General features: G+C 58.6%; 20 protein-coding genes. 10 read left to right on the forward strand and 10 right to left on the reverse strand.

What is annotated here, in order from left to right; translation table 11 throughout:
• Positions 1–20: 20 nt before the first annotated feature.
• Positions 21–998: an NADPH:quinone reductase gene (locus ACCD02_RS01565; protein ID WP_413298183.1), complete on the forward strand. Its 978-nt coding sequence runs from the start codon at positions 21–23 to the stop codon at positions 996–998.
• Between the two features lie 10 nt (positions 999–1,008).
• Here the strand turns inward: ACCD02_RS01565 and ACCD02_RS01570 are convergent, their stop codons facing one another.
• The 3 genes from ACCD02_RS01570 to ACCD02_RS01580 all read right to left on the reverse strand — a co-directional run bounded on the left by ACCD02_RS01570 (position 1,009) and on the right by ACCD02_RS01580 (position 3,856).
• The gene (locus ACCD02_RS01570) at positions 1,009–1,566 is read right to left on the reverse strand and encodes an L-threonylcarbamoyladenylate synthase (RefSeq protein WP_259101056.1); all 558 of its coding nucleotides are present in this window, start codon (positions 1,564–1,566) and stop codon (positions 1,009–1,011) included.
• A gap of 38 nt (positions 1,567–1,604) precedes the next feature.
• The gene (dprA, locus tag ACCD02_RS01575) at positions 1,605–2,708 is read right to left on the reverse strand and encodes a DNA-processing protein DprA (protein WP_413298184.1); all 1,104 of its coding nucleotides are present in this window, start codon (positions 2,706–2,708) and stop codon (positions 1,605–1,607) included.
• A gap of 122 nt (positions 2,709–2,830) precedes the next feature.
• Complete coding sequence (locus ACCD02_RS01580; RefSeq protein WP_413298185.1) at positions 2,831–3,856, reverse strand: LysM peptidoglycan-binding domain-containing protein; 1,026 nt, start codon at positions 3,854–3,856, stop codon at positions 2,831–2,833.
• A gap of 145 nt (positions 3,857–4,001) precedes the next feature.
• Between ACCD02_RS01580 and def the strand changes: the two genes are divergently transcribed.
• From def to trkA, 4 genes are all read left to right on the forward strand, one after another.
• A complete protein-coding gene (def, locus tag ACCD02_RS01585; RefSeq protein WP_413298186.1) occupies positions 4,002–4,508 on the forward strand; it encodes a peptide deformylase in 507 nt (168 codons plus the stop codon).
• A 139-nt stretch (positions 4,509–4,647) separates the two neighbouring features.
• Positions 4,648–5,595, forward strand: coding sequence for a methionyl-tRNA formyltransferase (fmt, locus tag ACCD02_RS01590; protein ID WP_413298187.1), 948 nt, complete (start codon positions 4,648–4,650; stop codon positions 5,593–5,595).
• Positions 5,592–6,911 carry a 16S rRNA (cytosine(967)-C(5))-methyltransferase RsmB gene (rsmB, locus tag ACCD02_RS01595; RefSeq protein WP_413298188.1) on the forward strand — a complete coding sequence of 440 codons (1,320 nt, stop codon included), beginning with the start codon at positions 5,592–5,594 and terminating at the stop codon, positions 6,909–6,911. Before fmt ends, rsmB begins: the two co-directional genes overlap by 4 nt.
• Before the next feature lie 161 nt (positions 6,912–7,072).
• Complete coding sequence (gene trkA / locus ACCD02_RS01600) at positions 7,073–8,446, forward strand: Trk system potassium transporter TrkA (protein WP_413298189.1); 1,374 nt, start codon at positions 7,073–7,075, stop codon at positions 8,444–8,446.
• Positions 8,447–8,597: 151 nt separating this feature from the next.
• On the opposite strand, the gene ACCD02_RS01605 is transcribed toward trkA, so the two are convergent.
• Together ACCD02_RS01605 and ACCD02_RS01610 are read right to left on the reverse strand one after the other, a co-directional pair.
• Positions 8,598–9,485 (reverse strand): lysophospholipid acyltransferase, encoded by an 888-nt coding sequence (locus ACCD02_RS01605; RefSeq protein WP_413298190.1) that lies wholly within the window; start codon positions 9,483–9,485, stop codon positions 8,598–8,600.
• Between the two features lie 38 nt (positions 9,486–9,523).
• The gene (locus tag ACCD02_RS01610; protein WP_413298191.1) at positions 9,524–10,075 is read right to left on the reverse strand and encodes a DNA-3-methyladenine glycosylase I; all 552 of its coding nucleotides are present in this window, start codon (positions 10,073–10,075) and stop codon (positions 9,524–9,526) included.
• Positions 10,076–10,156: 81 nt separating this feature from the next.
• Here ACCD02_RS01610 and glyQ point away from each other — a divergent pair, with 81 nt between their 5' ends.
• From glyQ to ACCD02_RS01630, 4 genes are read left to right on the forward strand one after another with little or no spacing between them, the layout of a single operon-like run.
• Positions 10,157–11,104 (forward strand): glycine--tRNA ligase subunit alpha, encoded by a 948-nt coding sequence (glyQ, locus tag ACCD02_RS01615; RefSeq protein WP_259101041.1) that lies wholly within the window; start codon positions 10,157–10,159, stop codon positions 11,102–11,104.
• On the forward strand, positions 11,101–13,155 hold the full coding sequence (gene glyS / locus ACCD02_RS01620; RefSeq protein WP_413298192.1) for a glycine--tRNA ligase subunit beta: 2,055 nt from the start codon (positions 11,101–11,103) through the stop codon (positions 13,153–13,155). Before glyQ ends, glyS begins: the two co-directional genes overlap by 4 nt.
• Positions 13,156–13,169: 14 nt before the next feature.
• Positions 13,170–13,721 carry a D-glycero-beta-D-manno-heptose 1,7-bisphosphate 7-phosphatase gene (gmhB, locus tag ACCD02_RS01625; RefSeq protein ID WP_413298193.1) on the forward strand — a complete coding sequence of 184 codons (552 nt, stop codon included), beginning with the start codon at positions 13,170–13,172 and terminating at the stop codon, positions 13,719–13,721.
• Between the two features lie 55 nt (positions 13,722–13,776).
• Positions 13,777–14,547 carry a lysophospholipid acyltransferase family protein gene (locus ACCD02_RS01630; protein ID WP_413298194.1) on the forward strand — a complete coding sequence of 257 codons (771 nt, stop codon included), beginning with the start codon at positions 13,777–13,779 and terminating at the stop codon, positions 14,545–14,547.
• Positions 14,548–14,717: 170 nt separating this feature from the next.
• Here the strand turns inward: ACCD02_RS01630 and ACCD02_RS01635 are convergent, their stop codons facing one another.
• From ACCD02_RS01635 to ACCD02_RS01650, 4 genes are read right to left on the reverse strand one after another with little or no spacing between them, the layout of a single operon-like run.
• Entirely contained in the window at positions 14,718–17,354 is a 2,637-nt protein-coding gene (locus ACCD02_RS01635; RefSeq protein ID WP_413298195.1) for an MGH1-like glycoside hydrolase domain-containing protein, read from the reverse strand.
• A 44-nt stretch (positions 17,355–17,398) separates the two neighbouring features.
• A complete protein-coding gene (locus tag ACCD02_RS01640) occupies positions 17,399–18,814 on the reverse strand; it encodes an ATP-binding protein (RefSeq protein WP_413298196.1) in 1,416 nt (471 codons plus the stop codon).
• Positions 18,799–20,619: a DAHL domain-containing protein gene (locus tag ACCD02_RS01645; RefSeq protein ID WP_413298198.1), complete on the reverse strand. Its 1,821-nt coding sequence runs from the start codon at positions 20,617–20,619 to the stop codon at positions 18,799–18,801. Before ACCD02_RS01645 ends, ACCD02_RS01640 begins: the two co-directional genes overlap by 16 nt.
• Positions 20,616–21,590, reverse strand: coding sequence for a cytochrome-c peroxidase (locus ACCD02_RS01650; protein ID WP_413298199.1), 975 nt, complete (start codon positions 21,588–21,590; stop codon positions 20,616–20,618). The genes ACCD02_RS01645 and ACCD02_RS01650 overlap by 4 nt, the downstream gene beginning before the upstream one ends.
• 192 nt (positions 21,591–21,782) lie before the next feature.
• On the opposite strand from ACCD02_RS01650, the gene ACCD02_RS01655 reads away from it, so the two are divergent.
• Positions 21,783–23,150 (forward strand): HD domain-containing phosphohydrolase, encoded by a 1,368-nt coding sequence (locus ACCD02_RS01655; RefSeq protein WP_413298322.1) that lies wholly within the window; start codon positions 21,783–21,785, stop codon positions 23,148–23,150.
• Between the two features lie 69 nt (positions 23,151–23,219).
• On the opposite strand, the gene gyrB is transcribed toward ACCD02_RS01655, so the two are convergent.
• The gene (gene gyrB / locus ACCD02_RS01660) at positions 23,220–25,637 is read right to left on the reverse strand and encodes a DNA topoisomerase (ATP-hydrolyzing) subunit B (RefSeq protein WP_413298200.1); all 2,418 of its coding nucleotides are present in this window, start codon (positions 25,635–25,637) and stop codon (positions 23,220–23,222) included.

The following is a 25,637-nucleotide window of genomic DNA, read 5'->3' on the forward strand; positions in this document are numbered from 1 at the left end:
GCCACCTATGGAGAGAGCACATGGCAAAGCGTATCCAGTTCAGCACGATTGGCGGTCCTGAAGTCCTGCAATATGTCGACTTCGAGCCTGCCGAGCCCGGCCCGCAACAGGTACGAGTGCGTAACAAGGCTATCGGCGTCAACTTCATCGACACTTACTTCCGCAGCGGCCTGTACCCGGCGCCGTCGATGCCGTCCGGGCTGGGCACCGAAGGTGCAGGCGTGGTCGAGGCAGTCGGCAGCGAAGTGACCCGCTTCAAGGTCGGCGACCGCGTGGCCTACGGCAGTGGCCCGCTGGGCGGCTATAGCGAAGTGCACACGTTGCCGGAAGCCAATCTGGTGCTGCTGCCGGATGCCATCAGCTTCGAACTGGCCGCCGCCGTCATGCTCAAGGGCCTGACCGTGCAGTACCTGTTCCGTCAGACCTACGAGCTGAAGGCCGACGAAATCGTGCTGTTCCATGCCGCTGCCGGTGGCGTCGGCTCCCTGGCCTGCCAATGGGCCAGGGCGATCGGCGCCAAGCTGATCGGTACGGTCAGCTCGGCCGAGAAGGCCGCCCACGCCAAATCTCTGGGCGCCTGGGCAACCATCGACTACAGCCATGAAAACGTGGTCCAGCGTGTGCTGGAGCTGACCAACGGCAAGAAATGCCCGGTGGTCTACGATGGCGTCGGCAAAGACACTTGGGAAACATCTCTGGACTGTTTGGAGCCGCGCGGCCTGATGGTCAGTTTCGGCAACGCCTCCGGCGCAGTCAGCGGGGTCAATCTGGGGATTCTGGCGCAGAAGGGTTCGCTCTATGTCACCCGGCCGACCCTGGGTACCTACGCCAACAACGCCGAAAGCCTGCAAGGCATGGCCGACGAGCTGTTCAAGATGCTCGCTACCGGCAAGATCGAGGTAGGCGAGGTCCAGCAATACGACCTCAAGGACGCCGCCACGGCGCAAACCGAGCTGTCCGCCCGGCGCACCACGGGGTCGACCATCCTCATTCCGTGACGGCTTGAAATCAGGCCGGGCGGATGACCTGCCCGGTCGCCAGGTCACGAATCACGCTGGGGTTACGGCGACCACCCAGGGCGCCGCCCAGCACGCCATCGATCTGCCCACGGAAATACTGTTCCACCCGCAAGCGACTGCGGGCAGCCGGGCGACCTGCCGGGTTGGCCGAGGTCGAGATCAGCGGGCCGACCAGGGCGCACAGGTCACGCACCGTCGGGTGATCACTGACACGCAGGGCCACGGTGTCGTGTATACCGGTGATCCATTCCGGCAACAGGTTCTGATGGGGCACCAGCCAGGTATTGGGGCCGGGCCAGGTGCTGGCCATGCGGTCGAGCCACAACTCCGGGAAATCTTCGAACAGAAAATCGAACTGGTGAATATTGTCGGCAATCAGGATCAGGCCTTTTTCCACGGGCCGTGACTTGATCGCCAGCAGACGGTACACCGCCTCTTCATCCCAAGGATCACACCCCAGCCCCCACACCGCCTCGGTTGGATAGGCAATCACCGCTCCGGCTCGAATATCCCGCGCGGCTTGTTGCACACGCCAACTGCTGACCATTGCTTTGTCTCCGATTCAGGGCTGGGCGAAGTTTAACCTCAGCCAGCCCGGGCGAACCACCGTCCGGCCTCACAGATAATACGGCCCTCCAGCTCAAGCTCGGTCAGTGCCGCCAGAACTTTGGGTAACGGCCAGCCTGAGGAGTTCGCCAGCGCCTCGCTGGTGTGGGGTGCCGCATGCAAAAGGATCAACAGAGGATGATCAAGGACCGCCGGCTCTGGCGTCGGGGCGCAGGGCAGCTGCCAGCCGCGCAGGGCCTCAAGGATATGTTCGACGGTTTCCACCAGCACCGCGCCATCGCGGATCAACTGATGACAACCACGAGCACCCGGATGGTGAATCGAACCGGGAATGGCATACACCTCGCGACCTTGTTCGGCGGCCAGGCGCGCGGTGATCAGCGAACCGCTGGCAACGCTGGCCTCAACCACCAGTACACCCAGGGAAAGTCCGCTGATGATTCTGTTACGGCGCGGGAAGTTTTGCGGCTGAGGACCTGCGTCCAAAGGGAACTCGGAAACCACCGCGCTACCTGCTTCGCGCATGCGCTGCGCCAACTGCCGGTGGCGCTGTGGATAAAGTTTTTCGAGGCCCGTGCCAAGCACACCGATTGTGGCCCCGCCAACGTCGAGCGCACCCTGATGCGCAGCTCCATCGATACCAAGGGCCAGGCCACTGGTAATGACAAATCCGGCCCCCGCCAGGCTGCGGGCGAAGGCAGTAGCTGTGTCGGTGCCGGGTCGGGAAGCACGACGGCTACCGACCATTCCCAACTGCGGTCTGTCGAGGATAGTGGGGTCGCCTGCCACAAATAACAGCGGAGGTGGGTCGGAAATTTCCGCAAGTAATGCGGGATAGTTCTGATCGTCCCACATCAGTAAATACTGGCCCGGACGCTCTAACCAAGCCATCGCGGCACTGGCGCCGTCGCGAATGGCGGGGTCGCGCCGAGCTTCGGCACAGGCATTCGGCAACCCCAGAGCGCGCCACGCGCTGGCCGGTGCACTGAGGGCTGAAGAGGCTGAACCGAAGGCATCGATGAGCTTGCGAAAGCGCTTCGGACCGACCTCCGGCAAGCGATGCAAGCGCAGCCGCGCTTCCAGTTCGGCAGGCGAAGGGACGGTTTTTTCGAACAGTGGCATAAGATCATCCTTGATCTGTGGCGCTCCTCAGGTTTTCAGAAAGCCTGTGGATAACTCTGTTGACAACAATTTGATAAGTGACGGATTAATGAAGGAAAACGTATCAATCCTGAACCGACAGGTCAGGGATTGCGCACCTTGTCCAAGACCGCCAGCGAACGACTGGCGCGCAACACCAGACCGTAACTGAGTTTGTCGTAAGTGCGGAACACCATCAGCAGGCCGGAGCGCTCGTCAGGAATCTTCACTTGTTCACCGGTGATGCGATCCCGGACAGTCTCGCCGGTCTTGAAGATCGCCAGTACGTTGCCCTCTGCCAGGCCGTCACGTTTGCCCTTGTCGAGGGTAACCACGTCGTACTCGCCGATCTGCGTCACGCCACGGGGCACATCGATGATCAGCCCCTCAATGTTGGTCTGCGGTGAGCTGGGCATGAAGGTCGAGTTGATCGCCCGCTCTTCACTGGCGAACAAGCGGTCGCCCAATCGCACTTCCTGGGTGGAGCGCTGCAGTTGCAGGGTGGAGACATCACCTTCAGTGGCAACCACTTCACCGCCGCCGATGTCATCGGCGTTGATGCCGAGTACTTCCTGGGTCTTCGGATCGGTGTAGGTCTTGCCCTGGCGGAACAGGCCGTATACCGAATGCGCCGGATCCAGTTTGCCACGCACGTAGATGCGGTCCCCCTGGCCACTGAGTACGCGCTCGGCGTTACCGGCGACGATATAGGGTGCCTTGTCGAACTGCTCAGGGGTATCGACGATGCGGTTGCTCAGCAAGAAGGCATTGATTGCGCCCAACGGGATGCTCGGAATTGCATCGACCATCGGTGTGCTGCGGATGCGCGGCGACAGCTTGACCGTGCCGTGGGATTCGCCACGGTTGAGCGTCACTTGCGGCTGGCCATTGACGTAAGAGAGCACCAGCGAGTCGCCGGGGTAGATCAGGTCAGGGTCGTGGATTTGCGGGTTGGCGTGCCAGATTTCCTTCCATTTCCAGGGCTCGCTCAGAAACTTGCCGGAAATGTCCCAAAGTGTGTCACCCGAAACGACCGTGTAAGTCTGTGGATGGCCTTCCTTGAGTTGCACTTGCGCCTGCACAAGACCGCTGGCGGTCAGCAACAGCAGGGCGAGTAGTGTTTTCCTCATGCGGTGAATCCCTTTATCATGTTGCTTCGCGTGAACATTGAGTCCCGTCAGGCTCGGTATCTGGAATCTACAGGGGTTGCCCGCTTCAGACGTCCAAGCCTAGCAGCCGATTTTGACTTTACCCTACAGTGCAGCTCTTACATATATGGCTATTTTAAACATCCTCGAATTTCCCGATTCGCGCCTTCGCACCATCGCCAAACCTGTGGCGGTGGTCGACGACGGCATTCGCCAGTTGGTCGATGACATGTTTGAAACCATGTATGAGGCCCCTGGCATCGGTCTGGCCGCGACCCAGGTCAACGTGCACAAGCGCGTCGTGGTCATGGACCTGAGCGAAGATCGCAGCGAACCCCGGGTGTTCATCAACCCCGAGTTCGAATTTCTCACCGACGAGATGCAGCAGTATCAGGAAGGCTGCCTCTCGGTGCCGGGATTCTATGAGAATGTCGACCGCCCTCAACGGATCAGGATCAAGGCACTGGACCGCGATGGCCAACCTTACGAGCTGGTTGCCGAGGGATTGCTCGCCGTGTGCATCCAGCACGAGTGCGATCACTTGAACGGCAAGCTGTTCGTGGACTATCTGTCCAACCTCAAGCGTGACCGGATCAAGAAGAAGCTGGAAAAACTGCACAAGCAGAACGCCTGATTCCCGGCATGCCCCTGAGGGAGCGAGGCTTGCCCGCGAAGAGACCCGGACATTCAACGCATCTTTTGATGCCTGAAAAATCGCCTTCGCGGGCAAGCCTCGCTCCCACTGCCCCAATTTCCTTTCCTACGAGAAGCCCATGACTGAGCCACTGCGCATCGTCTTCGCCGGCACCCCCGAATTTGCCGCCGAACACCTCAAGGCCTTGCTCGACAGCCCTTACGAAATCGTCGCGGTCTATACCCAGCCGGATCGCCCGGCCGGTCGCGGGCAAAAACTCATGCCAAGCCCGGTCAAACAGCTGGCGGTAGAGAAGGGTCTTGCAGTATTGCAACCGCCGACCCTGCGCGACGCAGCCGCCCAGGCCGAGTTGGCGGCGCTCAAGCCGGACCTGATGGTGGTGGTTGCCTATGGCCTGATCCTGCCGCAGGTGGTGCTGGATATTCCGCGTCTGGGCTGCATCAACAGCCATGCCTCGCTGCTGCCGCGCTGGCGCGGTGCGGCGCCGATCCAGCGGGCGGTGCAGGCCGGCGATGCGCAAAGTGGCGTAACGGTGATGCGCATGGAAGCCGGGCTCGATACCGGGCCGATGCTGCTCAAGGTCAGCACGCCGATCACCGCTGAAGACACCGGTGGCAGCCTGCATGACCGCCTCGCCGAGCTGGGCCCTCCGGCTGTGTTGCAAGCCATTGCCGGGCTGGCCGACGGCTCGCTGGTCGGCGAAGTGCAGGACGACAGCCTCGCCACCTACGCCCACAAGCTCAATAAGGATGAAGCACGCATCGACTGGAGCCGTCCCGCCGATGAGCTTGAGCGTCTGGTACGTGCCTTCAATCCGTGGCCAATCTGCCATAGCACCCTCAATGGCGAAGCCCTGAAAGTGCTGGCAGCAAGCCTGATCGAGGGGGAGGGTGCGCCGGGTACCATCCTGGGCGCCAGCAAAGACGGCCTGATCGTCGCCTGCGGCCAACAGGCACTGCGCTTGACCCGCCTGCAACTGCCGGGGGGCAAACCGCTGAACTTCACCGACCTGTTCAATAGCCGCCGTGAAAAGTTCGCCACCGGCACTGTGTTGGGTGAGGCATGAACCCGCGCCTCGCCGCCGCCAAGGCACTGGCCGCCGTCCTTAGCGGCAAGGCTTCGCTCAATAGCTCCCTGCCCACGCAACTGGACAAGGTCGAGCTGCGTGACCGTGGCCTGACCCAGGACCTGGCCTTCGGCACCGCGCGCTGGCAGCCTCGGCTGTCGGCACTGGCGGCCAAGTTGCTGCAAAAACCCTTTAAAGCCGCCGATGCCGACGTCGAAGCACTGCTGTTGGTCGGCCTGTATCAGTTGCTTTACAGCCGCATTCCGGCCCACGCTGCCATCGGCGAAACCGTCGGTTGCGCCGACAAGCTGAAAAAGCCCTGGGCCAAGTCCCTGCTCAATGCCGTGTTGCGCCGCGCCCAGCGCGAAAGCGAAGCGCTGCTGGCCGAACTCGAACACGACCCTGTGGTACGCACCGCCCATCCGCGCTGGCTGCAAAAGGCCCTGAAAGCCGCCTGGCCCGAGCATTGGGAGGCCATCTGCGCCGCCAACAATGCCCATCCGCCAATGATTCTGCGGGTCAATCGCCGGCATAAATCCCGCGACCAGTACCTGCAACTGTTGCAGGACAGCGGCCTCCAAGCCAGCGCTTGCACCTTCAGCCAGGACGGTATCGTGCTCGCCGAAGCGACAGATGTACGTGCCTTGCCCGGTTTTGCCGAAGGCTGGATCAGCGTGCAGGACGAAGCCGCGCAACTGGCCGCTGATCTGCTGGAGCTGGCCCCCGGCCAACGGGTGCTGGACGCCTGCTGCGCGCCTGGTGGCAAGACTTGCCATATCCTCGAAGTACAGCCGCAACTGGCTGGCGTCGTGGCGGTCGACCTGGAAGCCAAGCGCCTGGTGCGGGTGCGCGAGAACCTGGAACGCCTCGGCCTGAGCGCCGAACTGATTGCCGCCGATGGCCGCGAGACCGCGCAATGGTGGGACGGCAAGCCGTTCCAGCGCATCCTGCTCGACGCGCCATGCTCGGCGACCGGGGTCATCCGTCGCCACCCGGATATCAAGCTGACCCGTCAGGCCGATGACATTCCGGCCCTGGCCACGCTGCAGGGCGAACTGCTCGACGCCCTGTGGCCGACCCTGCAAGTGGGCGGCATCCTGCTGTATGCCACCTGCTCGACCCTGCCGATGGAAAACACCGAAGTCATCGAGGCGTTCCTGGCGCGCACTTCCGGCGCCCGGGAACTGGATATCGCCGGTCAGCTCGGCCAGCAGCCGCCCGGCCTGAAGCAGCCGCACGGTCGCCAGTTGCTGGCGCAAGAGGGCGGGCATGATGGTTTCTACTATGCCAAGCTGATCAAGATTGCGGCGGGTTGAGACTGTGCAGGCCACATCAACTTTCAATTTTGAATGCGGTCTTGTAGGAGCTGCCGAAGGCTGCGAAAGCGGTGTATCAGCCATTCGCAGCCTTCGGCAGCTCCTACAGGTCAGAAAACGCGGCGTAATCTCCTTAAAATAGTTTCTCATGGAATGAACGGATGAAAATCATCATCCTCGGCGCAGGACAGGTCGGCGGTACGCTGGCCGAGCACCTGGCCAGCGAAGCCAACGACATCACCGTGGTCGACACCGATGCCGACCGCCTGCGCGACCTGGGTGATCGTCTCGATATCCGTACGGTGCAGGGCCGCGGTTCGTTTCCCACCGTGCTGCGCCAGGCCGGGGCCGATGATGCCGATATGCTGGTGGCGGTGACCAACAGCGACGAGACCAATATGGTCGCCTGCCAGGTCGCCTACACCCTGTTCCACACCCCGACCAAGATCGCCCGCGTGCGTGAAGCTGCCTACCTGACCCGCTCCGGTTTGTTCGACAACGATGCGATTCCGGTGGACGTGCTGATCAGTCCGGAGCAGGTGGTCACCAACTACATCAAGCGCCTGATCGAATACCCCGGCGCGCTGCAAGTGATCGATTTCGGCGAAGGCAAGGCCCAACTGGTGGCGGTCAAGGCGTATTACGGCGGGCCGCTGGTAGGCCAGCAGCTGCGCCAGCTACGCGCGCACATGCCCAATGTCGACACCCGGGTCGCCGCGATTTTCCGCCGTGACCGGCCGATCCTGCCCAAGGGCGATACGGTAATCGAAGCCGACGACGAGGTGTTTTTCATTGCCGCCAAGGCCGATATCCGTGCCGTCATGGGGGAAATGCGCGGCCAGGATGCAGGCTACAAGCGCATCGTTATCGCCGGCGGCGGGCATATCGGCGAGCGTCTGGCCGAGGCCATCGAAAGCCGCTATCAGGTGAAGATCATCGAGATGAACCCGGCACGTTGTCGCTATCTCTCGGACAACCTGCACAGCACCGTGATCCTGCAAGGCAGCGCCTCAGACCGGGATCTGTTGCTGGAAGAGAATATCGCCAATACCGATCTGTTCCTGGCCCTGACCAACGACGACGAGGCCAATATCATGTCGTCGCTGCTGGCCAAGCGCATGGGCGCGCGCAAGGTCATGACCATCATCAACAACCCTGCTTATGTGGACCTGGTCCAGGGCGGCGAAATCGATATTGCCGTCAGCCCGCAACTGGCAACCATCGGCACCCTGCTGACCCACGTGCGCCGCGGCGACATCGTCAGCGTCCACTCCCTGCGTCGGGGCGCGGCAGAAGCCATAGAAGCCGTGGCCCATGGCGACGCCCGCTCAAGCAAGGTAATCGGCCGGGCCATCCGGGATATTACCCTGCCCCACGGCACTACCATCGGCGCGATCATTCGCGATGATGAGGTACTGATCGCCCACGACATCACCGTGATCGAATCCGGCGACCATGTGATCCTGTTCCTTGTGGATAAAAAGTACATCCGCGATGTGGAGCGACTGTTTCAGGTGGGATTGAGTTTTTTCTGAGGCAAGACAGAGTCGGGATAAGCGTGGTGGGAACGGTTGTGGGAGCGAATTCATTCGCGAAAGCGGCATATTGAGCGACGAAAATGCATCGATCATACCGGCCTCTTCGCGGATGAATCCGCTCCCGCAATGTAACGAGTGTCCGTCTCGATCAATACCAGCGCTCTTCCCCGGCCGGGCGTTTCTTGAAGCGCTTCATGGTCCACATGTACTGGCTCGGATACGCGCGTACATACTTCTCAACTACCTGGCTCATGGCCGCCGCTGAAGTTGCGGTGTCTTCGCTGTACATGGCCTCGGGCGCCGCTTCCAGCACGACCTTGTAACCGGAGCCATCCGGCAGGCGCATGGCATGCAGGAACACCCCGACCGCCTTGCCACCGGCGAGCATGTTGGGCACGAACTTGCTGGTCAGGGCCTGGGTGGCGCAGAAGGGCACGAAAATACCGGCCGACTCAGCCGGTTCGGGGTCGGCAGGAATGCCCACCGAACCGCCTTTGCGCACTTCCTTGATGACGCTGAGAATGCCCTCCTTGGTCGACGCCGCCACGCGGTTGCCCAACTGCACGCGCTGCTTGCGCAGCAAATCGTCCACAGCCTTGAGCTTGGGCGGGCGATAGAAAATGATCGGTTTGCACTGGCTGCAATAGAAGTGGTTGAGCACTTCCCAGTTGCCCAGGTGACTGGTGATGCCGACCACACCCTTGCCGGACGCCAGGGCTTCCTTGAGCACATCGAGACCTTCGACCTCACGCACCAGATCGATGGATTTCTGTGCAGGCCAGATCCAGGCGCAGGCGCTTTCGGTCAAGGTCTTGCCAATATCCATCAGGCTGCGCCCGACCAGACGCTCGCGTTCGGCGGCGTCCAGTTCCGGAAAACATTTGCTCAGGTTGATCCGCACCACTTCCCGAGAACGGTTGGGCAGCTTCCACATCAACCAGCCGATGCCCGTACCTACGGCCTGCACGGCACGCCACGGCAGCAGCGCAAACAATCGCAACGCCCCGACGATCAAGGCGCCTTTGAACTTATCCACAGCTCACTCCCCAGAATTCAAGACGGCCATTGTAACCGTCAGCGAGTCAGCTCGGCGTATCGATCACAGTCGACGGTGTGGTCCATGACCATACCGGTGGCCTGCATAAAGGCATAACAGATAGTCGGGCCGACAAAGGTGAAACCGGCTTTCTTCAGCGCCTTGCTCATGGCTTCGGCTTGCGGCGTCACCGCAGGCACCTCGCCACGGCCAGTAAAATGATTGATCTTTGGCTGCCCGCCGACGAAGGACCAGAGGAAAGTCACCGGATCTTCCAGCTTCAACCAGGCCTGAGCGTTGCGCCGGGTGGCGTTGAGCTTGAGGCGGTTGCGAATGATGCCCGGATCGAGCATCAGGGTTTCGATCTCTTCGTCAGTCAAACGCGCCAGACGCTGGGCATCAAAATTGAACATGACCTCACGATAACGCGCGCGTTTTTTCAAAATCGTGATCCACGACAGGCCCGCCTGGAACCCTTCGAGCATGAGGAACTCGAACAACATCTGCGCGTCGCGCAGCGGTACGCCCCACTCCTGATCGTGATAGTCCATGTAAATTGGATCTTCGTTGCACCAAAAGCAGCGTGCCATAGGGCTCCCAAGGGTAGAGGCGCGGCCGAATCGGGTATACTCCCGCTCTTTAAATCGCAGCCCAAGAAACAGGTGAATTTCGTGAGCCAGCCTACGCCAGCCGTGCGTACCTTCCAAGACTTGATCCTCGCCCTCCAGCAATACTGGGCCGAACAAGGTTGCGTGGTACTTCAGCCCTACGATATGGAAGTAGGCGCCGGCACTTTCCACACTGCCACGTTTCTGCGCGCCGTCGGCCCGGAAACCTGGAACGCCGCTTACGTACAGCCAAGCCGCCGCCCGACTGACGGCCGCTACGGCGAAAACCCGAACCGTTTGCAGCACTACTATCAGTTCCAGGTCATCCTGAAGCCGAACCCGGAGAACTTCCAGGAACTGTACCTGGGCTCGCTCAAACGCATTGGCCTGGACCCGCTGGTCCACGACGTGCGCTTCGTCGAAGACAACTGGGAATCGCCGACCCTGGGTGCCTGGGGCCTGGGCTGGGAAATCTGGCTCAACGGCATGGAAGTGTCGCAGTTCACCTACTTCCAGCAAGTGGGCGGCCTGGAGTGCTATCCGGTTACCGGCGAAATCACCTACGGCCTCGAGCGCCTGGCGATGTATCAGCAGGGCGTGGATTCGGTCTACGACCTGGTCTGGGCTGATGGTCCGTTCGGCAAAGTGACCTACGGCGACGTGTTCCACCAGAACGAAGTGGAGCAATCGACTTACAACTTCGAACACGCCAACGTCGAGAAGCTGTTCGAATTTTTCGACTTCTACGAAAGCGAAGCAGCCCGCCTGATCGAGCTCGAGCTGCCATTGCCGGGCTACGAGATGGTCCTCAAGGCTTCCCACACCTTCAACCTGCTGGATGCCCGCCGCGCGATCTCGGTGACTGCACGTCAGCAGTACATCCTGCGCGTGCGTACGCTCGCCCGCTCGGTGGCTCAGGCCTACCTGCAGGCCCGGGCCAAGCTGGGCTTCCCGATGGCTCCCCCTGATTTACGCGATGAAGTGTTGGCTAAGCTGGAGGCTGCGCAATGAGTGCTCAAGATTTCCTGGTTGAACTGGGCACCGAAGAACTGCCACCGAAAACCCTCGTCAGCCTGGCCGATGCGTTTCTGGCTGGCATCGAGAAAGGCCTGCAGAGTGCGGGCCTGACCTACAGCGCCAAGCAGGTCTATGCCGCGCCGCGCCGCTTGGCAGTACTGATTACTGATCTGGCCACGCAACAGCCGGACCGCAGCATCAATCTGGACGGCCCGCCACGTCAGGCGGCTTTCGATGCCGAAGGCAATCCGACCCAGGCGGCCCTGGGCTTTGCCAAGAAGTGTGGCGTCGACCTGAGCGAAATCGATCAGAGCGGCCCCAAGCTGCGCTACACCCAGAGCATCGCCGGCAAGCCGACCGCCAGCCTGCTGCCGACCATCGTCGAAGATTCGCTGAACGACCTGCCGATCGCCAAGCGCATGCGTTGGGCAGCGCGTAAAGAAGAGTTCGTGCGTCCTACCCAGTGGCTGGTGATGCTGCTCGGTGACCAGGTGATCGATTGCACGATCCTGGCCCAGAGCGCTGGCCGCGACTCCCGCGGGCACCGTTTCCACCATCCGCAAGATGTACGCATCTCTTCACCGGCCAGTTATCTCAACGACCTGCGCAACGCTTACGTCCTGGCCGATTTCAACGAACGCCGTCAACTGATCAGCAAGCGCGTCGAAGAACTGGCGACCCAACACGAAGGCACCGCCATCGTGCCGCCGGAGCTGCTGGATGAAGTGACCGGCCTGGTCGAATGGCCAGTGCCGCTGGTGTGCTCGTTCGAGGAGCGCTTCCTCGACGTGCCGCAGGAAGCCCTGATCACCACCATGCAGGACAACCAGAAGTATTTCTGCCTGCTGGATGCCGAAGGCAAGCTGCTGCCACGCTTCATCACCGTGGCCAACATCGAGAGCAAGGACCCGAGCCAGATCGTCCTGGGTAACGAGAAAGTCGTGCGCCCACGCCTGACCGATGCCGAATTCTTCTTCAAGCAGGACAAGAAGCAGAAGCTGGAAACCTTCAACGAACGCCTGAAGAACGTCGTGTTCCAGGCACAGCTGGGCAGTGTCTACGACAAAGCCGAGCGGGTCTCCAGACTGGCAGCCTACATCGCTCCACGCATCGGCGGCGACGCTCAGCGCGCAGCCCGTGCCGGTCTGCTGTGCAAATGCGACCTGGCCACGGAAATGGTCGGCGAATTCCCGGAAATGCAGGGCATCGCCGGTTACTACTACGCCAAGGCTGACGGTGAGGCCGAAGATGTCGCCCTGGCCCTCAACGAGCAGTACATGCCTCGCGGTGCCGGCGCTGAACTGCCGACCACCCTGACCGGTGCTGCCGTCGCCATCGCCGACAAGCTGGACACCCTCGTCGGCATCTTCGGCATCGGCATGCTGCCCACCGGCAGCAAGGACCCGTATGCCCTGCGTCGCGCGGCACTGGGTATCCTGCGTATCCTGATCGACAAGCAGCTGGACCTGGACCTGATCCAGGCAGTGAACTTCGCGGTCACCCAGTTCGGCGCCAAGGTCAAGGCTGCCGGCCTGGCCGACCAGGTGCTGGAATTCATCTTCGACCGCCTGCGTGCGCGTTACGAAGACGAAGGCGTCGAAGTGGCGGTGTACCTGTCGGTCCGCGCTCTGAAGCCGGGTTCTGCGCTCGATTTCGACCAGCGTGTACAGGCGGTGCAGGGCTTCCGCAAACTGCCGCAGGCTGCTGCATTGGCCGCCGTGAACAAGCGCGTCTCAAACCTGCTGAGCAAGGCCGAGGGCAACGTTGCCCAGACCGTCGAACCGAAGTACTTCGACAATGCCAACGAGTTCTCCCTGTACTCGGCGATCCAGCAAGCGGATCAGGCCGTGCAGCCCATGGCCGCCGCCCGCCAGTACAACGAATCCCTGGCACGCCTGGCCGCCCTGCGCGAGCCGGTGGACGCGTTCTTCGAAGCGGTGATGGTCAACGCGGAAGACCCGGCGGTACGGGCCAACCGTTACGCCTTGCTGGCCCGTCTGCGCGGCCTGTTCCTGGGCGTGGCTGACATTTCCCTGCTGGGCTGAGCGGAGCACGACGCGTGAAGTTGCTGATACTCGACCGGGACGGAGTCATCAATGAAGACTCCGACGCTTACATCAAGTCGGTGCAGGAGTGGATTCCCATTCCTGGCTCGGTCGAAGCCATCGCGCAATTGAGCAAGGCCGGCTGGACGGTGGCGGTCGCTACCAACCAGTCCGGCATTGCCCGAGGTTATTACGACCTGGCGACCCTCGATGCCATGCACGCGCGCCTGCGCGAGCTGGTGGCGGAGCAGGGTGGCGAAGTCGGCCTTATTGTTTACTGCCCGCATGGTCCGGACCAGGGCTGCGCATGCCGCAAGCCCAAACCCGGCATGTTGCAGACCATCGCTACGCATTACGCGGTGGATCTGGCGGGTATCTGGTTTGTCGGCGACAGCAAGGGTGACCTGCAGGCCGCTCAGGCCGTCGATTCACAACCTGTTTTGGTATTGACTGGCAAAGGTCGCAAGACCGAAGCGGGTGAATTGCCGCAAGGCACGCTGGTTTTTGACGATCTGGCGGCAGTAGCCGCAGAACTTATCCACAATGGCGTATCGTACAACCGCTAGTCGACGGTACCGGTACGCTTCAATGGCGGGCAATGCCCGTATGGTAAACGCCGCTATGTCGATCGTGCAGGCAATCAGAATCTTCTTCTTTTACCTGCTGCTGGGCACCAGCTCGTTGCTGTGGTGCTCGCTGAGTTTCTTTGTCGCCCCGTTTCTGCCATTCCACAAACGCTATCGCTTCATCAATGTCTATTGGTGCCGCTGCGCACTGTGGCTGACGCGGGTGTTCCTGAACATCCAGGTAAATATAAAAGGCGCGGAAAATGTCCCCACGACACCCTGCGTGATTGTTTCCAATCACCAGAGCACCTGGGAAACGTTTTTTCTGTCCGCCTACTTTGATCCCTTGAGCCAGGTGCTCAAGCGTGAACTGCTGTATGTGCCGTTCTTCGGCTGGGCCATGGCCATGTTGCGACCTATCGCAATTGACCGGGGCAATCCCAAGGCAGCGTTGAAAGTGGTGGCGAAGAAGGGCGACGAGTTGCTCAAGGATGGTGTTTGGGTATTGATCTTCCCGGAAGGCACCCGCGTTCCCTATGGTCGGGTTGGCAAGTTCTCCCGCAGCGGCGCAGCATTGGCCGTCAACGCCGAGTTACCGGTGCTGCCAATCGCCCATAACGCCGGTAAATACTGGCCCAAAGAAGGCTGGCAGAAAAAGCCGGGGACCATCGAAGTAGTGATCGGGGAACCAATGTTTGCCGAGGGCACTGGCCCGCGCGCGATTGCCGCACTGAATGACCGCGTTCAGGCCTGGAATGAAGACACCCAGCGCGCCATGGGTTCACCCGTCGCACCAGTGTCGACCAATGAGAAAGCAGCTGTCTGATTTTTGTGGATAACCTGTGCACGCTTTTGAAAAACTGACTGATAAATAACTCTAAGTACCTAATTTTGTTATTTATTTCTTAAGCTCATTAAAGACCCAAAAACGTGCATAAGTTTTCGTAGTGACAAAAAAACCGACTTCATCAAGTCGGTTTTTTATTATCCGCAATGCTATCCGGCCGGCTGCAACAGCAAAGCCACCAATGCGCTCCATCCAGTCTGATGCGAAGCGCCCAGGCCACGGCCGTTTTCACCGTGAAAATACTCATGGAACAGCAGTAGGTCGCGACTTGCCGGATCTGCCTGTAATTGCGGATAGCCAGACATCGACGGACGATTGCCGCTTTCATCACGCAGGAACAGACGCACCAGACGGTCGCTAAGGCCCTGAGCCACCTCGCCCAGCGATGCAAGATAGCCAGAGCCAGTCGGGTACTCGACAGAGAAGTTTGCGTCGTAGTAGCGGTGAAACTCACGCAGGGACTCGATCAACATGTAATTGATCGGCATCCATAGCGGCCCGCGCCAATTCGAGTTGCCGCCGAACAAACGTGAGTCAGATTCGGCGGGTTCATAGTCGGCGCATAAGGTATCGCCATTCATGCGCATCTTGAACGGTGTCTCGGCGATAGACTTGGACATGGAGCGAATGCCGTAGGCAGACAGAAACTCCTGCTCATCGAGCATGCGCTTGATCAGATCCTTGGTTCGCTGCCCTCTGAGCAGAGCCAGCAACAGGCGATTACCCTTGCCCGGCTCGGTCCAGCGCGACACCAGTTCGGCCAGGTCCGGGCGATGATGGAGAAAGCCCAGCAAGCGCTCGCGCAAACCGGGCAGGCCTTCATGCTCGCGCTGCTCCAGCACCTGGACCGCAAACAGCGGCATCAGGCCGACAATCGAACGCAGGCGCACCGGCTGACGCTCACCACCGGGGCAACGCAGCATGTCGTAGAAGAAGCCATCCTGTTCATCCCACAAGCCTTCTCCGGTGTCGTCCACCAGGTTGATTGCCCCGGCGATATACAGGAAGTGCTCGAAAAACTTCACCGAGATGTCCACATACACCGCATTGCGCTTGGCCAGTTCCAGGGCAATGCGCATCAGGTCCAGAGCGTAGGCCGCCACCCAGGCTGTACCGTCGGCCTGGTCCAGTTGATAACCCGCAGGGAGCGGGGCGGAGCGATCGAACACGCCGATATTATCGAGGCCAAGAAAACCGCCCTGAAACAGGTTGCGACCATCGGCGTCCTTGCGATTGACCCACCAGGAAAAATTCAACAGCAGTTTGTGGAAAACTCTTTCGAGAAAAGCAGCATCACCAGTGCCTGTCTGCGCCTGTTCCATTTTGTACACGCGCCACGACGCCCAAGCGTGCACAGGCGGGTTTGCATCGTCGAAACGCCACTCGTAGGCCGGGAGCTGGCCATTGGGGTGCATGAAGCGATCCTGTACCAGCGCGAGCAATTGTTGTTTGGCAAAGCCCGGATCGATCAGGGCAAAAGCCACGGCCTGAAAGGCCTGATCCCATGAGGCATACCATGGGTATTCCCATTTGTCCGGCATCGACAGAATGTCGAAATTCACCAGATGCCGCCAATGCTTGTTGCGCACCTCAACCCGCTCGGGGGCTGGAGCAGGTTGGGTAGGGTCGCCTTGCAGCCAAAGATTCACGTCGTAATAGTAGAGCTGCTTGGACCACAGCAACCCGGCCAACGCCTGGCGCTGAACATTGCGGGCGTCAGCGCTTTGCAGGCCACTCTGAAGGGCGGCGTAAAACTCGTCTGCCTCGCTACGTCGCTTGCCGAACAGTCCCTTGGCATTAACCTTTGGAGCGTCCAGCGGAGCAAAGCGCAGGTAGATCACCTCACTGGCACGCCCCTCCAGCTTCAGACTGAAATGCGCAGCAGCGCGTGTACCGCGATCCCGGCGAATGGCCTGGGCATCGCCTGCAACCAGATAGTCATTGATGCCGTCCTTGAATGGCCCCAGTGCCGGTTCGCCCGTCAGCCGCGGCCAGTTGCTGTCGTTATTACAGAACAACCAGTCACAGGTTTCCCGACCCCAGGCCGTCACTTGTCGTGAGGGTTGCTGTCGGCGATGGGCGAGTACCCGAAGGTCATCCAATTCAAGAACGGGGCAGGGCGCCTCCTCGGTCCAGCTCCAGGTATTACGTGCCCACAGCTGGGGCAACACATTTATGCAAGCGGCCAGTTCAGAACGGTTTTCCACGGTCACTCGCATGAAGATATCGTCGGCTTCATGCTTGGCGTATTCGACGGTGATATCGAAGTAGTGGTTGTCGTTGAACACTCCGGTGTCGAGAATCTCGTACTCCGGGTCGGCCAGACCACGACGCGCATTCTCCTCGACCAGATCGGTATAAGGAAAAGCCGCGTGGGGATACTTGTAGAGCATGCGCATGTAGGCATGGCTTGGTACGCCATCAAGGTGGAAATACAACTCCTTGACGTCCTCGCCATGATTGCCTTCCGCGTTGTTCAAGCCAAACAAGCGCTCCTTGAGAATCGCATCACGCCCATTCCACAAGCCCAATCCCAAGCACCAATGCTGCGCCTTGTCCGAGAACCCGGCCAACCCGTCCTCGCCCCAGCGATACGCCCGGCTGCGCGCGTGGTCATGGGGAAAGTAATTCCAGGCATCGCCATCGGCGCTGTAGTCCTCGCGCACGGTTCCCCACTGCCGGTCACTCAGATAAGGCCCCCACTCACGCCAGCATTCGGCGTCATCGCCTTGCAGACGCTGACCTTCGACAGTATGCAAAAGACTCGGCTTGGGCTCGTCGGGCATGTTGGTTCCGGATGGGGAAAAATGTTGGCCCCTCTACCCTCCATTCAAGCCTGGGCAGGGGTTACTTGTTGTCGGATGGGGAGTTCTACACGGAAGGTCGTACCGACGCCCAGCTCACTGCTGACCGAGATCTTGCCCCCGTGCTTCTGCACAATGCCGTACGACAGCGACAAGCCGAGGCCGGTTCCTTTGCCGACCGGTTTGGTCGTGAAAAACGGGTCGAAGATTTTTTGCTGTACCTCGGGGCTCATACCGGAGCCATTGTCCTCTACCTCCAGCCAAATATGCTCACCCTCAGTTCCCCCACGCAAAGTGATAGTGCCACGTTCCGGCCCCATGGCTTGCACCGCGTTTACCACCAGGTTCATGACCACCTGATTGATTTGCGAGGGCAGGCATTCGATCTGCGGCAGTGTCGCGTAGTCTTTGATGACATCGGCCTTGTACTTGATCTCATTGGCGACGATGTTCAACGTCGATTCGATTTCCTGAGGAATATCGCTCCACTGCCACTCCTGACTGGTGTCAACTCTGGAGAAATTCTTCAGGTCCTTGACGATCTTGCCCACCCGGCTGATGCCGTCTTTGGTTTCCTTGATCAGGGTCGGAATATCCTCCCTGAGGAAATCCAGTTCGATCCGTTGCTTCAACGCTTGCAGTTGTTGGCGGGACTCATCCGGACTGACGCTGCTTTCGATGCGCTCGTAGGCGTCAAGCATCTCGCTTATTTTCACGAAATAGCCTTCTAGGGCCCCGAGGTTAGAGGAAATGAAACCAATGGGATTGTTGATCTCGTGAGCAACGCCGGCAGCCAGCTGCCCAAGCGAGGCCAGTTTCTCGGATTGAATGAGCTGGCTTTCGAGCTGCTTGCGCTCGTCCATCTCTCGTTGCAGGGCTTCACTGGCTAGCCTGAACTCTTGGGTTCGTTGCTCGACCCGCTCTTCCAGGTTGTGCATTTGCAGATTGGCGCGTTGGGTCATTTCCCACTTATGGACCAGGGTGTTGGCAAGCTGCTGGACCTCGACATTGTCAAAAGGCTTCTTCAGGATCAATAAACGATCATGTCCCTGGAGACGTTCCAGCACCTCCTCCCAAGAATAATCAGTGTAGGCCGAGCAAATAACCACTTGCAGATTGGGATCGACTTTCCAGAGTTGCTCAATGGTTTGCAGCCCATCCCAGCCCTGTGGCATACGCATGTCAATGAAGGCCAAGGCGTAAGGTCGTTGACCGGCCAAGGCTTGTTTGACCAACGTCAACCCCTCGGCCCCCGTGTACGCCGAGTCCAGCTCAAAGGGTTGCTGCCGGTTTACCTTCACTTCCTCGCCAAAGAGCATCGCCTCCATTTCATCCAGTTCTGCGACGCTATCGTCTGCGGGCATCAGAATCTTGCGAAAATCCTGATGAATCATGGGGGTGTCGTCGACAAGCAAAATACGTCGATTCAAGAATGCAGGCATGTCACCTCCGTTACGGTTTTCAGCGGCAGCTCAAGGGTGAAAACCGCTCCTGTACCTGGGCCATCACTGTGTACAGTCAGCCGACCTTTCATTTCTACCGCAGCCAGGGCGCAGCTGTGCAACCCAAAGCCATGGCCGTCCTTGCGAGTAGTGAAGCCATGGGTAAACAGGCGGGCCATGTTCTCCGGCGGGATACCTTCGCCATCATCCTTGACGCTGATATGCAGCGTTGCATCCTCGACGACACGGACCTGCAAAGTCAGTTGTCGAGAATGACCTGGCAGATCAGACATCGCCTGCTTGGCGTTACTGATGAGGTTGATCAGGATCAGTAATATACGGTGCTTGTCGCCCATCACTTGCGGCAGACGTTCATATTCACGCACCACAGTCACATGATGGCGGGTGAGGGCGCCTGCATTCATGCGCAAGGCATCCTCCAGAAGTTGCTCAAGGTGAATCGGCTCTTCCACCCTTGGGGCGCCGGCGTAAGATTGCTGAGTGGAGACAATGTCCTTGATGTGGTCGACGCTCGAAGTAAGCTGTACCAATTCCTCTTGCATACTCTGCTGCTCGACGGCGATAGCATCGGACAGCTGACTCAGATAACCGGGCAGTAGTTTTCCTTTGGCGTCATGGCTGATAAATGCGCCAAGGTCATCCTTGTGTTCATTCATCATCTGAACGACCTTGCCCAGCCCCAGGGTTTTGCTGCCGTGGAGTTTTCGAGTCAGCAGGTCGGCAGATATGTTTACGCTATTGAGTACATTGCCGACGTTGTGCAGAACGTTGGTGGCAATCTCTGCCATCCCGGCTTGCCGCGCGGAATCAAGCAGCTCGCTCTGGGCTTCACGCAGTTGCTGGGTGCGTCTTTCTACGCGCTCTTCCAACTCTTCGTTGGCGGTCTGCAAGGCGACGTTAATTCGATTGATTTCGCCATAACTGCGCAGCAGACGGCTGCCGGTGAAAATCAAAAGCACCACCATCAGTGCAGCAAAAATCATCAGGTATACGTGGTACTTCTGATCAATCAGGTCAGCTGCGCGCTGGTCATTGTTCAAATGCAGGGTTATATCATCGAGGGCCGCCGCCACAGGAACAGCAGCGATTTTGTCGAGCAGGTCATTGACCAGCGGTTGTTCGCGAAGAATGAGGTTCACGTGATTGAGCAAAATGGAGATTGGCATCTCGAACGACGCAGGCAGGCGAGTCTTGTCGACCAGCAAGTTGTTCATACCCAGCTCAATGGAATGGGCAATATCGTCGTTAGTCACCTGGGCAAATTCAAGGCCGCTCAACAACAGGTCATAAATGTTGGTCGAAATGTTCTGCAGCTTCAGTTTGTCTGAGTCATCAAGATCATTAAGCCCGGCCTGGATGTCATCTTCGGCAGTCGGCAGGAACGCCAGGGAGTTGCGCAATACCGCGTTGTGCGATTTGAACTGCTCGACCAGCCGCTGTTTTTCCTTGAGTGCGCGAGCGAACGCATCACGCCGTTCCTGCCGCTGCGCAGGATCTGAGACTTCTTTCAGCGCTACGTTTTGAAATTCCTGCCAGCGTTCGATCATTTCACCCAACGGCCTGACGAGGGGGTCGTAATCGCGCGTAATGGCGATACGCGCTTTAAGAATCTCGGTGTTCCACTGGGCGTCCAACTGCTTGATTTCACGGATAAGGTCTCGCGCGGCGGCATACCCTTCCGTTTTAGTGGTGGAGGAGCGGATATAAAGGGAGACAACGGATGACACCACCAGAAAGAGCACGAGGGGGACAACTCTGTAGAGCAGGCTGCGAGTCAGACTCATTGCACCTTGCTCCCTTGTTCACCGCTCAACGTCTTGAGAAACAGGACGATCAGGCGCTTGTCTTCGAGAGTGGGAATGCGACCTAGCTGATACTTGAACATCACGTCGACAGCCTCATCGAGCGTGCTGGCAGAACCGTCATGGAAGTAAGGAGCGGTGAGGGCGACGTTACGCAGGCTCGGCACCTTGAACACGTTGCGATCCTCCTCAGCCTTGGTGACCAGATAGCGGCCCAGATCGCTCTCTATCGGATTCCCCCGCGCCTTGAAGTAATCACCCATCACACCAAACTTCTGATACATGTTGCCGCCGATATTCACGCCTTGGTGGCAGGCAATACAGCCATAAGCCTTGAAGCGCTGATAACCGTATTTTTCATCGAGCGTAAGGATGTCGGTGTTGCCAGCCAGATATTGATCAAAGCGCGAGTTGGGAGTCAGCAACGTTTTTTCATAGCTGGCCAGAGCGTTCTGCATGTTGGTGATGGTCATACCGTCAGGGTAGGCCGCCTTGAATGTCGATACATAGCTCTCGTCCTGTCCAAGAGCCGCGACTACGTTTTCCCAGGTGTTGCCCATTTCACTATGACTGATAACGACTTCCTTGATTTGCTCCTCAAGCGTGTCGGCCCGGCCATTCCAGAACTGCACAAAATTCAGACTGGCATTGAAAACGGTAGGTGTATTAACCGTGACAGGTTGGCCATCGAAGCCAATGGAGAATCTTTTATCGTCTGCCCCGCCCAACTCCAGATGATGACAGCTGGCACAGGACAACGTGTTGTTGACGGAGAGGCGGGGCTCGTTGAAAAGCCGCTGCCCTAACGCGACGCGCTGAGGGTCCAGGGCTGGAATAGCTGGCAATGGTTTCAACGGTTCATTCAACGGCTCTGCCTGCAGCGCGCCGGTGAACGCGATCGGGAGAAGCAGCAGCGCTGCCCTGTGAGCGAAGCCTGGAAGCAACCGACCCATACGAATTAACTTCCTGATAAATTCGACAGCTTGAGTTTCAAGATTCACAGCCAACTGTCAGAGCTTAGCCCCCAGTCGAATTATTTGCGTGAAAATGCTGTCATTTCGCCCAGCTTCTCCCTGTAGCATCTAGTCTTGGGCAAACGATTCGCTATTCCTGATTTAGTTAACGGATTCAATTCGAGGTGCCTTATGGATGAACCCTCCGCGATTGCGGTTTATAAACCTCGCGTCCTACTCGTTGATGACGAAGAACTTATTCTGAGCAGTCTGCGTCGCCTGTTGCGTGGCCAATCTTATGAGTTGTTTTTGGCAGATAGCGGGGCGCGAGCGTTGGAGATCCTGCAGGAGCAGGATATTGATCTGGTGATCAGTGACGCCCGCATGCCCAACATGGACGGCGCCACACTGCTGACGACCATCCGCAAACAATATCCTCAGACCTTTCGAATTTTGCTGACCGGCTATGCCGATCTGGACATGATCGTCAGGGCGATCAACGACGGGCAGATCTACCGTTACTTGAGCAAGCCCTGGAATGACGAAGAACTGTTGCTGACGGTGGCCCAGGCGCTGGCACATCAACAGTCGGATCGTGAGCGAAAGCGCTTGCTGGCTTTGACACATCAGCAAAACGAACAGCTGCAAACGCTTAACGCAACCCTGGAAAAACGGGTACAGGCACGTACGGCGGAAATCGAACAAACGTCCGATATGCTTGACCTGGCATACGAAGAGCTCAAGCGCAGCTACGCCGTGACTGCGGAAGTCTTTTCCCGCATGGTCGAATCCAGGCTTCCCAGGGACAAGCAAACCAACCGATCCATCATTGATCTCATTCGCGCGTATTGCAAAGCCCACGTACCGAACGAAGCGGACAGCCGCAATCTGGCGATGGCCGGAGCGTTGCACAACATAGGCAAGTTGAGTTGGTCAGACGGCATGATGAGCGCACCCGCCGATCAATTGCACCATACCGATAAAGAGCGTTATCGCGACTACCCGAAACAGAGCGAAGCGTTACTCATGACGCTGGAGCCCATGAAGGACGCCGTCAAGCTGATCCGACATCATCAGGAACGCTGGGATGGCTCGGGTTTCCCCGATCGGCTCAAGGGTGAGGCCATTCCTTATGGCTCGCGTGTGCTCAAGCTGGCGGTAGACTTCATCGAGTTACAAAGCGGGCTGATTCTGGAACGCAAGATGAACGTCGACGAAGCGCTGCTTTTCATCCGCAAATACGCCGGGCGTCTTTATGATCCGTCACTGGTCGAAGACTTCATTAAGGTCTGCGCGGAGCTTTTGAACGATGTCACCCTGGGTGATCCGACGGTCAAGGCTATCACCAGTCGCGAGTTGGTGGCAGGCATGGTCCTGGCACGTAACCTCAATGCCGACAACGGCATGCTGCTGCTCAATGCCGGCAAAGTACTGAATGCCCCTTTGGTGGAAAAGCTCATCAGCTTCGAAGCCATGGAGGCAGCCAAGTACACCATCTTCATCAAGGTGCCGCAGGAAGGGGAAGAGGCACTGGTGGAGCCAGCGCCTGCTGTGAGTTGATAAACACTGGCAAAAAAAACCAGCGCTCATGAACGCTGGTTTTTTTGTGTCTGGGCTAAGGAGCCTGAATCAGAAATCCAGGTTCGATACCGCCAGAGCGTTGCTTTCAATGAAGTCACGACGAGGCTCGACCGCGTCACCCATCAGGGTGTTGAAGATCTGGTCTGCGCCGATGGCGTCTTCGATGGTGACTTTCAACATCCGGCGAACTGCCGGGTCCATGGTCGTTTCCCACAGCTGGTCCGGGTTCATTTCACCCAGACCTTTATAGCGCTGGATGGTGTGGCGCTTGGTGCTTTCGGTCATCAGCCAGTTCAGTGCTTCTTTGAACTCGGAGACTGGCTTCTTGCGCTCGCCGCGTTGAACGTAGGCGCCTTCTTCCAACAAGGTGCTGATTTGCAGACCCAAGGCCGTTACGGTTTTGTAGTCGTTACTGCCGAAGAAGTCGCGGTTGAAGGTGACGTAGTTGGACAGGCCGTGGGAGATCAGCTCGACCTCAGGCAGCCAGACATTACGTTCACGGTCTTCGCGCAGGCTGGCTTTATAGACCAGGCCAGACTTCTCGCCGACACGCAGACGCACGTCGAACTTGGCCAACCAATCCTGCATGGCGGCATGATCGGACAGTTGCTCAAGGGTGACCGGTGGCAGGTAAACGAAATGCTCGGTCAGCTCCTGTGGATACAGGCGCGACAGACGTTTGAGCGTCTTCATTACCATGCGGAAGTCGTTGACCAGCTTCTCAAGCGCAGCACCCGAGATACCCGGAGCAGATTCGTTGAGATGCAGGCTGGCGTCTTCAAGAGCCGACTGCGTCATGTACTCTTCCATGGCGTCGTCGTCTTTGATGTACTGCTCCTGCTTACCCTTCTTGACCTTGTACAACGGCGGTTGAGCGATGTAGATGTAGCCACGCTCGATCAGCTCAGGCAGCTGACGGAAGAAGAAGGTCAGCAACAAGGTACGGATGTGCGAACCGTCGACGTCAGCATCGGTCATGATGATGATGTTGTGATAGCGCAGTTTGTCGATGTTGTACTCTTCGCGACCGATGCCACAGCCCAGGGCGGTAATCAGCGTGCCGACTTCCTGGGACGAGATCATCTTGTCGAAACGAGCTTTCTCGACGTTGAGGATCTTGCCCTTGAGCGGCAGGATCGCCTGGGTTTTACGGTTTCGCCCCTGCTTGGCAGAACCGCCAGCAGAGTCACCTTCCACCAGATAAAGCTCGGAAAGGGCAGGGTCTTTTTCCTGGCAGTCCGCCAGTTTGCCCGGCAGGCCCGCGATATCCAAAGCGCCTTTGCGACGGGTCATTTCCCGCGCCTTACGCGCTGCTTCACGGGCACGCGCCGCGTCGATCATCTTGCCAACGACAGCCTTGGCCTCGTTCGGGTTCTCCAGCAGGAAGTCGGAGAAGTACTTGCCCATTTCCTGCTCGACCGCAGTCTTCACTTCGGACGAAACCAGCTTGTCCTTGGTCTGCGAGCTGAACTTCGGATCCGGCACTTTTACCGAGATGATTGCCGTCAAACCTTCGCGTGCGTCATCACCCGTTGTCGCCACCTTATGCTTCTTCGCCAGGCCTTCCTGTTCGATGTAGGTGTTGAGGTTACGGGTCAGTGCCGAACGGAAACCCACCAAGTGAGTGCCGCCATCGCGCTGAGGGATGTTGTTGGTGAAGCAGAGCAGGTTCTCGTTGAAGCTGTCATTCCACTGCAGGGCGATCTCGACACCGACGCCATCGTCACGCTGGACGTTGAAGTGGAACACTTGGTTGACCGGAGTCTTGTTGGTGTTCAAGTAGTCGACGAACGCGCGCAGACCACCTTCGTACTTGAACAGCTCTTCCTTGCCGCTGCGTTCGTCCTTGAGAACGATACCCACGCCGGAGTTAAGGAAGGACAGTTCACGAATGCGCTTGGCCAGGATGTCCCAGCTGAAGTGAATGTTTTTGAAGGTTTCAGCAGACGGCTTGAAGTGGATCTCGGTCCCGGTGGTATCACTCTCGCCGACAATCTTCATAGGTTCCTGTGGAACACCATGAACATAGGTCTGTTCCCAGATCTTGCCGCTGCGACGAACTGTCAGTAGCAAGAGTTCGGAGAGAGCGTTCACTACGGAAACACCAACACCGTGCAGACCGCCGGAAACCTTATAAGAGTTATCGTCGAACTTACCGCCAGCGTGGAGCACGGTCATGATGACCTCTGCTGCCGAGATGCCTTCTTCCTTGTGCACGTCTACCGGAATACCGCGGCCGTTATCGCGCACGGTAATCGACTCGTCCGGGTGGATAATGATGCTGATGTCGTCGCAATGGCCAGCCAATGCTTCATCAATCGAGTTATCAACCACCTCGAACACCATATGGTGGAGACCGCTGCCATCGTCGGTGTCACCGATATACATACCGGGACGCTTGCGTACGGCATCTAGCCCTTTCAACACCTTAATGCTGGAGGAGTCGTACGTTTGATTTTCGCTCAT

The organism is Pseudomonas sp. Pseusp88, from assembly GCF_047303955.1.
In the GTDB taxonomy this organism is placed as follows: domain Bacteria; phylum Pseudomonadota; class Gammaproteobacteria; order Pseudomonadales; family Pseudomonadaceae; genus Aquipseudomonas.

What these genes read in the sequence shown, in the direction of transcription:
- gyrB (WP_413298200.1), bottom strand. Translation starts at nt 25,637, where the DNA reads ATGAGCGAAAATCAAACGTACGACTCCTCCAGCATTAAGGTGTTGAAA.
- trkA (WP_413298189.1), top strand. Translation starts at nt 7,073, where the DNA reads ATGAAAATCATCATCCTCGGCGCAGGACAGGTCGGCGGTACGCTGGCC.
- dprA (WP_413298184.1), bottom strand. Translation starts at nt 2,708, where the DNA reads ATGCCACTGTTCGAAAAAACCGTCCCTTCGCCTGCCGAACTGGAAGCG.
- ACCD02_RS01650 (WP_413298199.1), bottom strand. Translation starts at nt 21,590, where the DNA reads ATGGGTCGGTTGCTTCCAGGCTTCGCTCACAGGGCAGCGCTGCTGCTT.
- rsmB (WP_413298188.1), top strand. Translation starts at nt 5,592, where the DNA reads ATGAACCCGCGCCTCGCCGCCGCCAAGGCACTGGCCGCCGTCCTTAGC.
- ACCD02_RS01645 (WP_413298198.1), bottom strand. Translation starts at nt 20,619, where the DNA reads ATGAGTCTGACTCGCAGCCTGCTCTACAGAGTTGTCCCCCTCGTGCTC.
- ACCD02_RS01610 (WP_413298191.1), bottom strand. Translation starts at nt 10,075, where the DNA reads ATGGCACGCTGCTTTTGGTGCAACGAAGATCCAATTTACATGGACTAT.
- glyS (WP_413298192.1), top strand. Translation starts at nt 11,101, where the DNA reads ATGAGTGCTCAAGATTTCCTGGTTGAACTGGGCACCGAAGAACTGCCA.
- ACCD02_RS01630 (WP_413298194.1), top strand. Translation starts at nt 13,777, where the DNA reads ATGTCGATCGTGCAGGCAATCAGAATCTTCTTCTTTTACCTGCTGCTG.
- def (WP_413298186.1), top strand. Translation starts at nt 4,002, where the DNA reads ATGGCTATTTTAAACATCCTCGAATTTCCCGATTCGCGCCTTCGCACC.
- ACCD02_RS01570 (WP_259101056.1), bottom strand. Translation starts at nt 1,566, where the DNA reads ATGGTCAGCAGTTGGCGTGTGCAACAAGCCGCGCGGGATATTCGAGCC.
- fmt (WP_413298187.1), top strand. Translation starts at nt 4,648, where the DNA reads ATGACTGAGCCACTGCGCATCGTCTTCGCCGGCACCCCCGAATTTGCC.
- ACCD02_RS01640 (WP_413298196.1), bottom strand. Translation starts at nt 18,814, where the DNA reads ATGCCTGCATTCTTGAATCGACGTATTTTGCTTGTCGACGACACCCCC.
- ACCD02_RS01635 (WP_413298195.1), bottom strand. Translation starts at nt 17,354, where the DNA reads ATGCCCGACGAGCCCAAGCCGAGTCTTTTGCATACTGTCGAAGGTCAG.
- ACCD02_RS01580 (WP_413298185.1), bottom strand. Translation starts at nt 3,856, where the DNA reads ATGAGGAAAACACTACTCGCCCTGCTGTTGCTGACCGCCAGCGGTCTT.
- ACCD02_RS01565 (WP_413298183.1), top strand. Translation starts at nt 21, where the DNA reads ATGGCAAAGCGTATCCAGTTCAGCACGATTGGCGGTCCTGAAGTCCTG.
- ACCD02_RS01655 (WP_413298322.1), top strand. Translation starts at nt 21,783, where the DNA reads ATGGATGAACCCTCCGCGATTGCGGTTTATAAACCTCGCGTCCTACTC.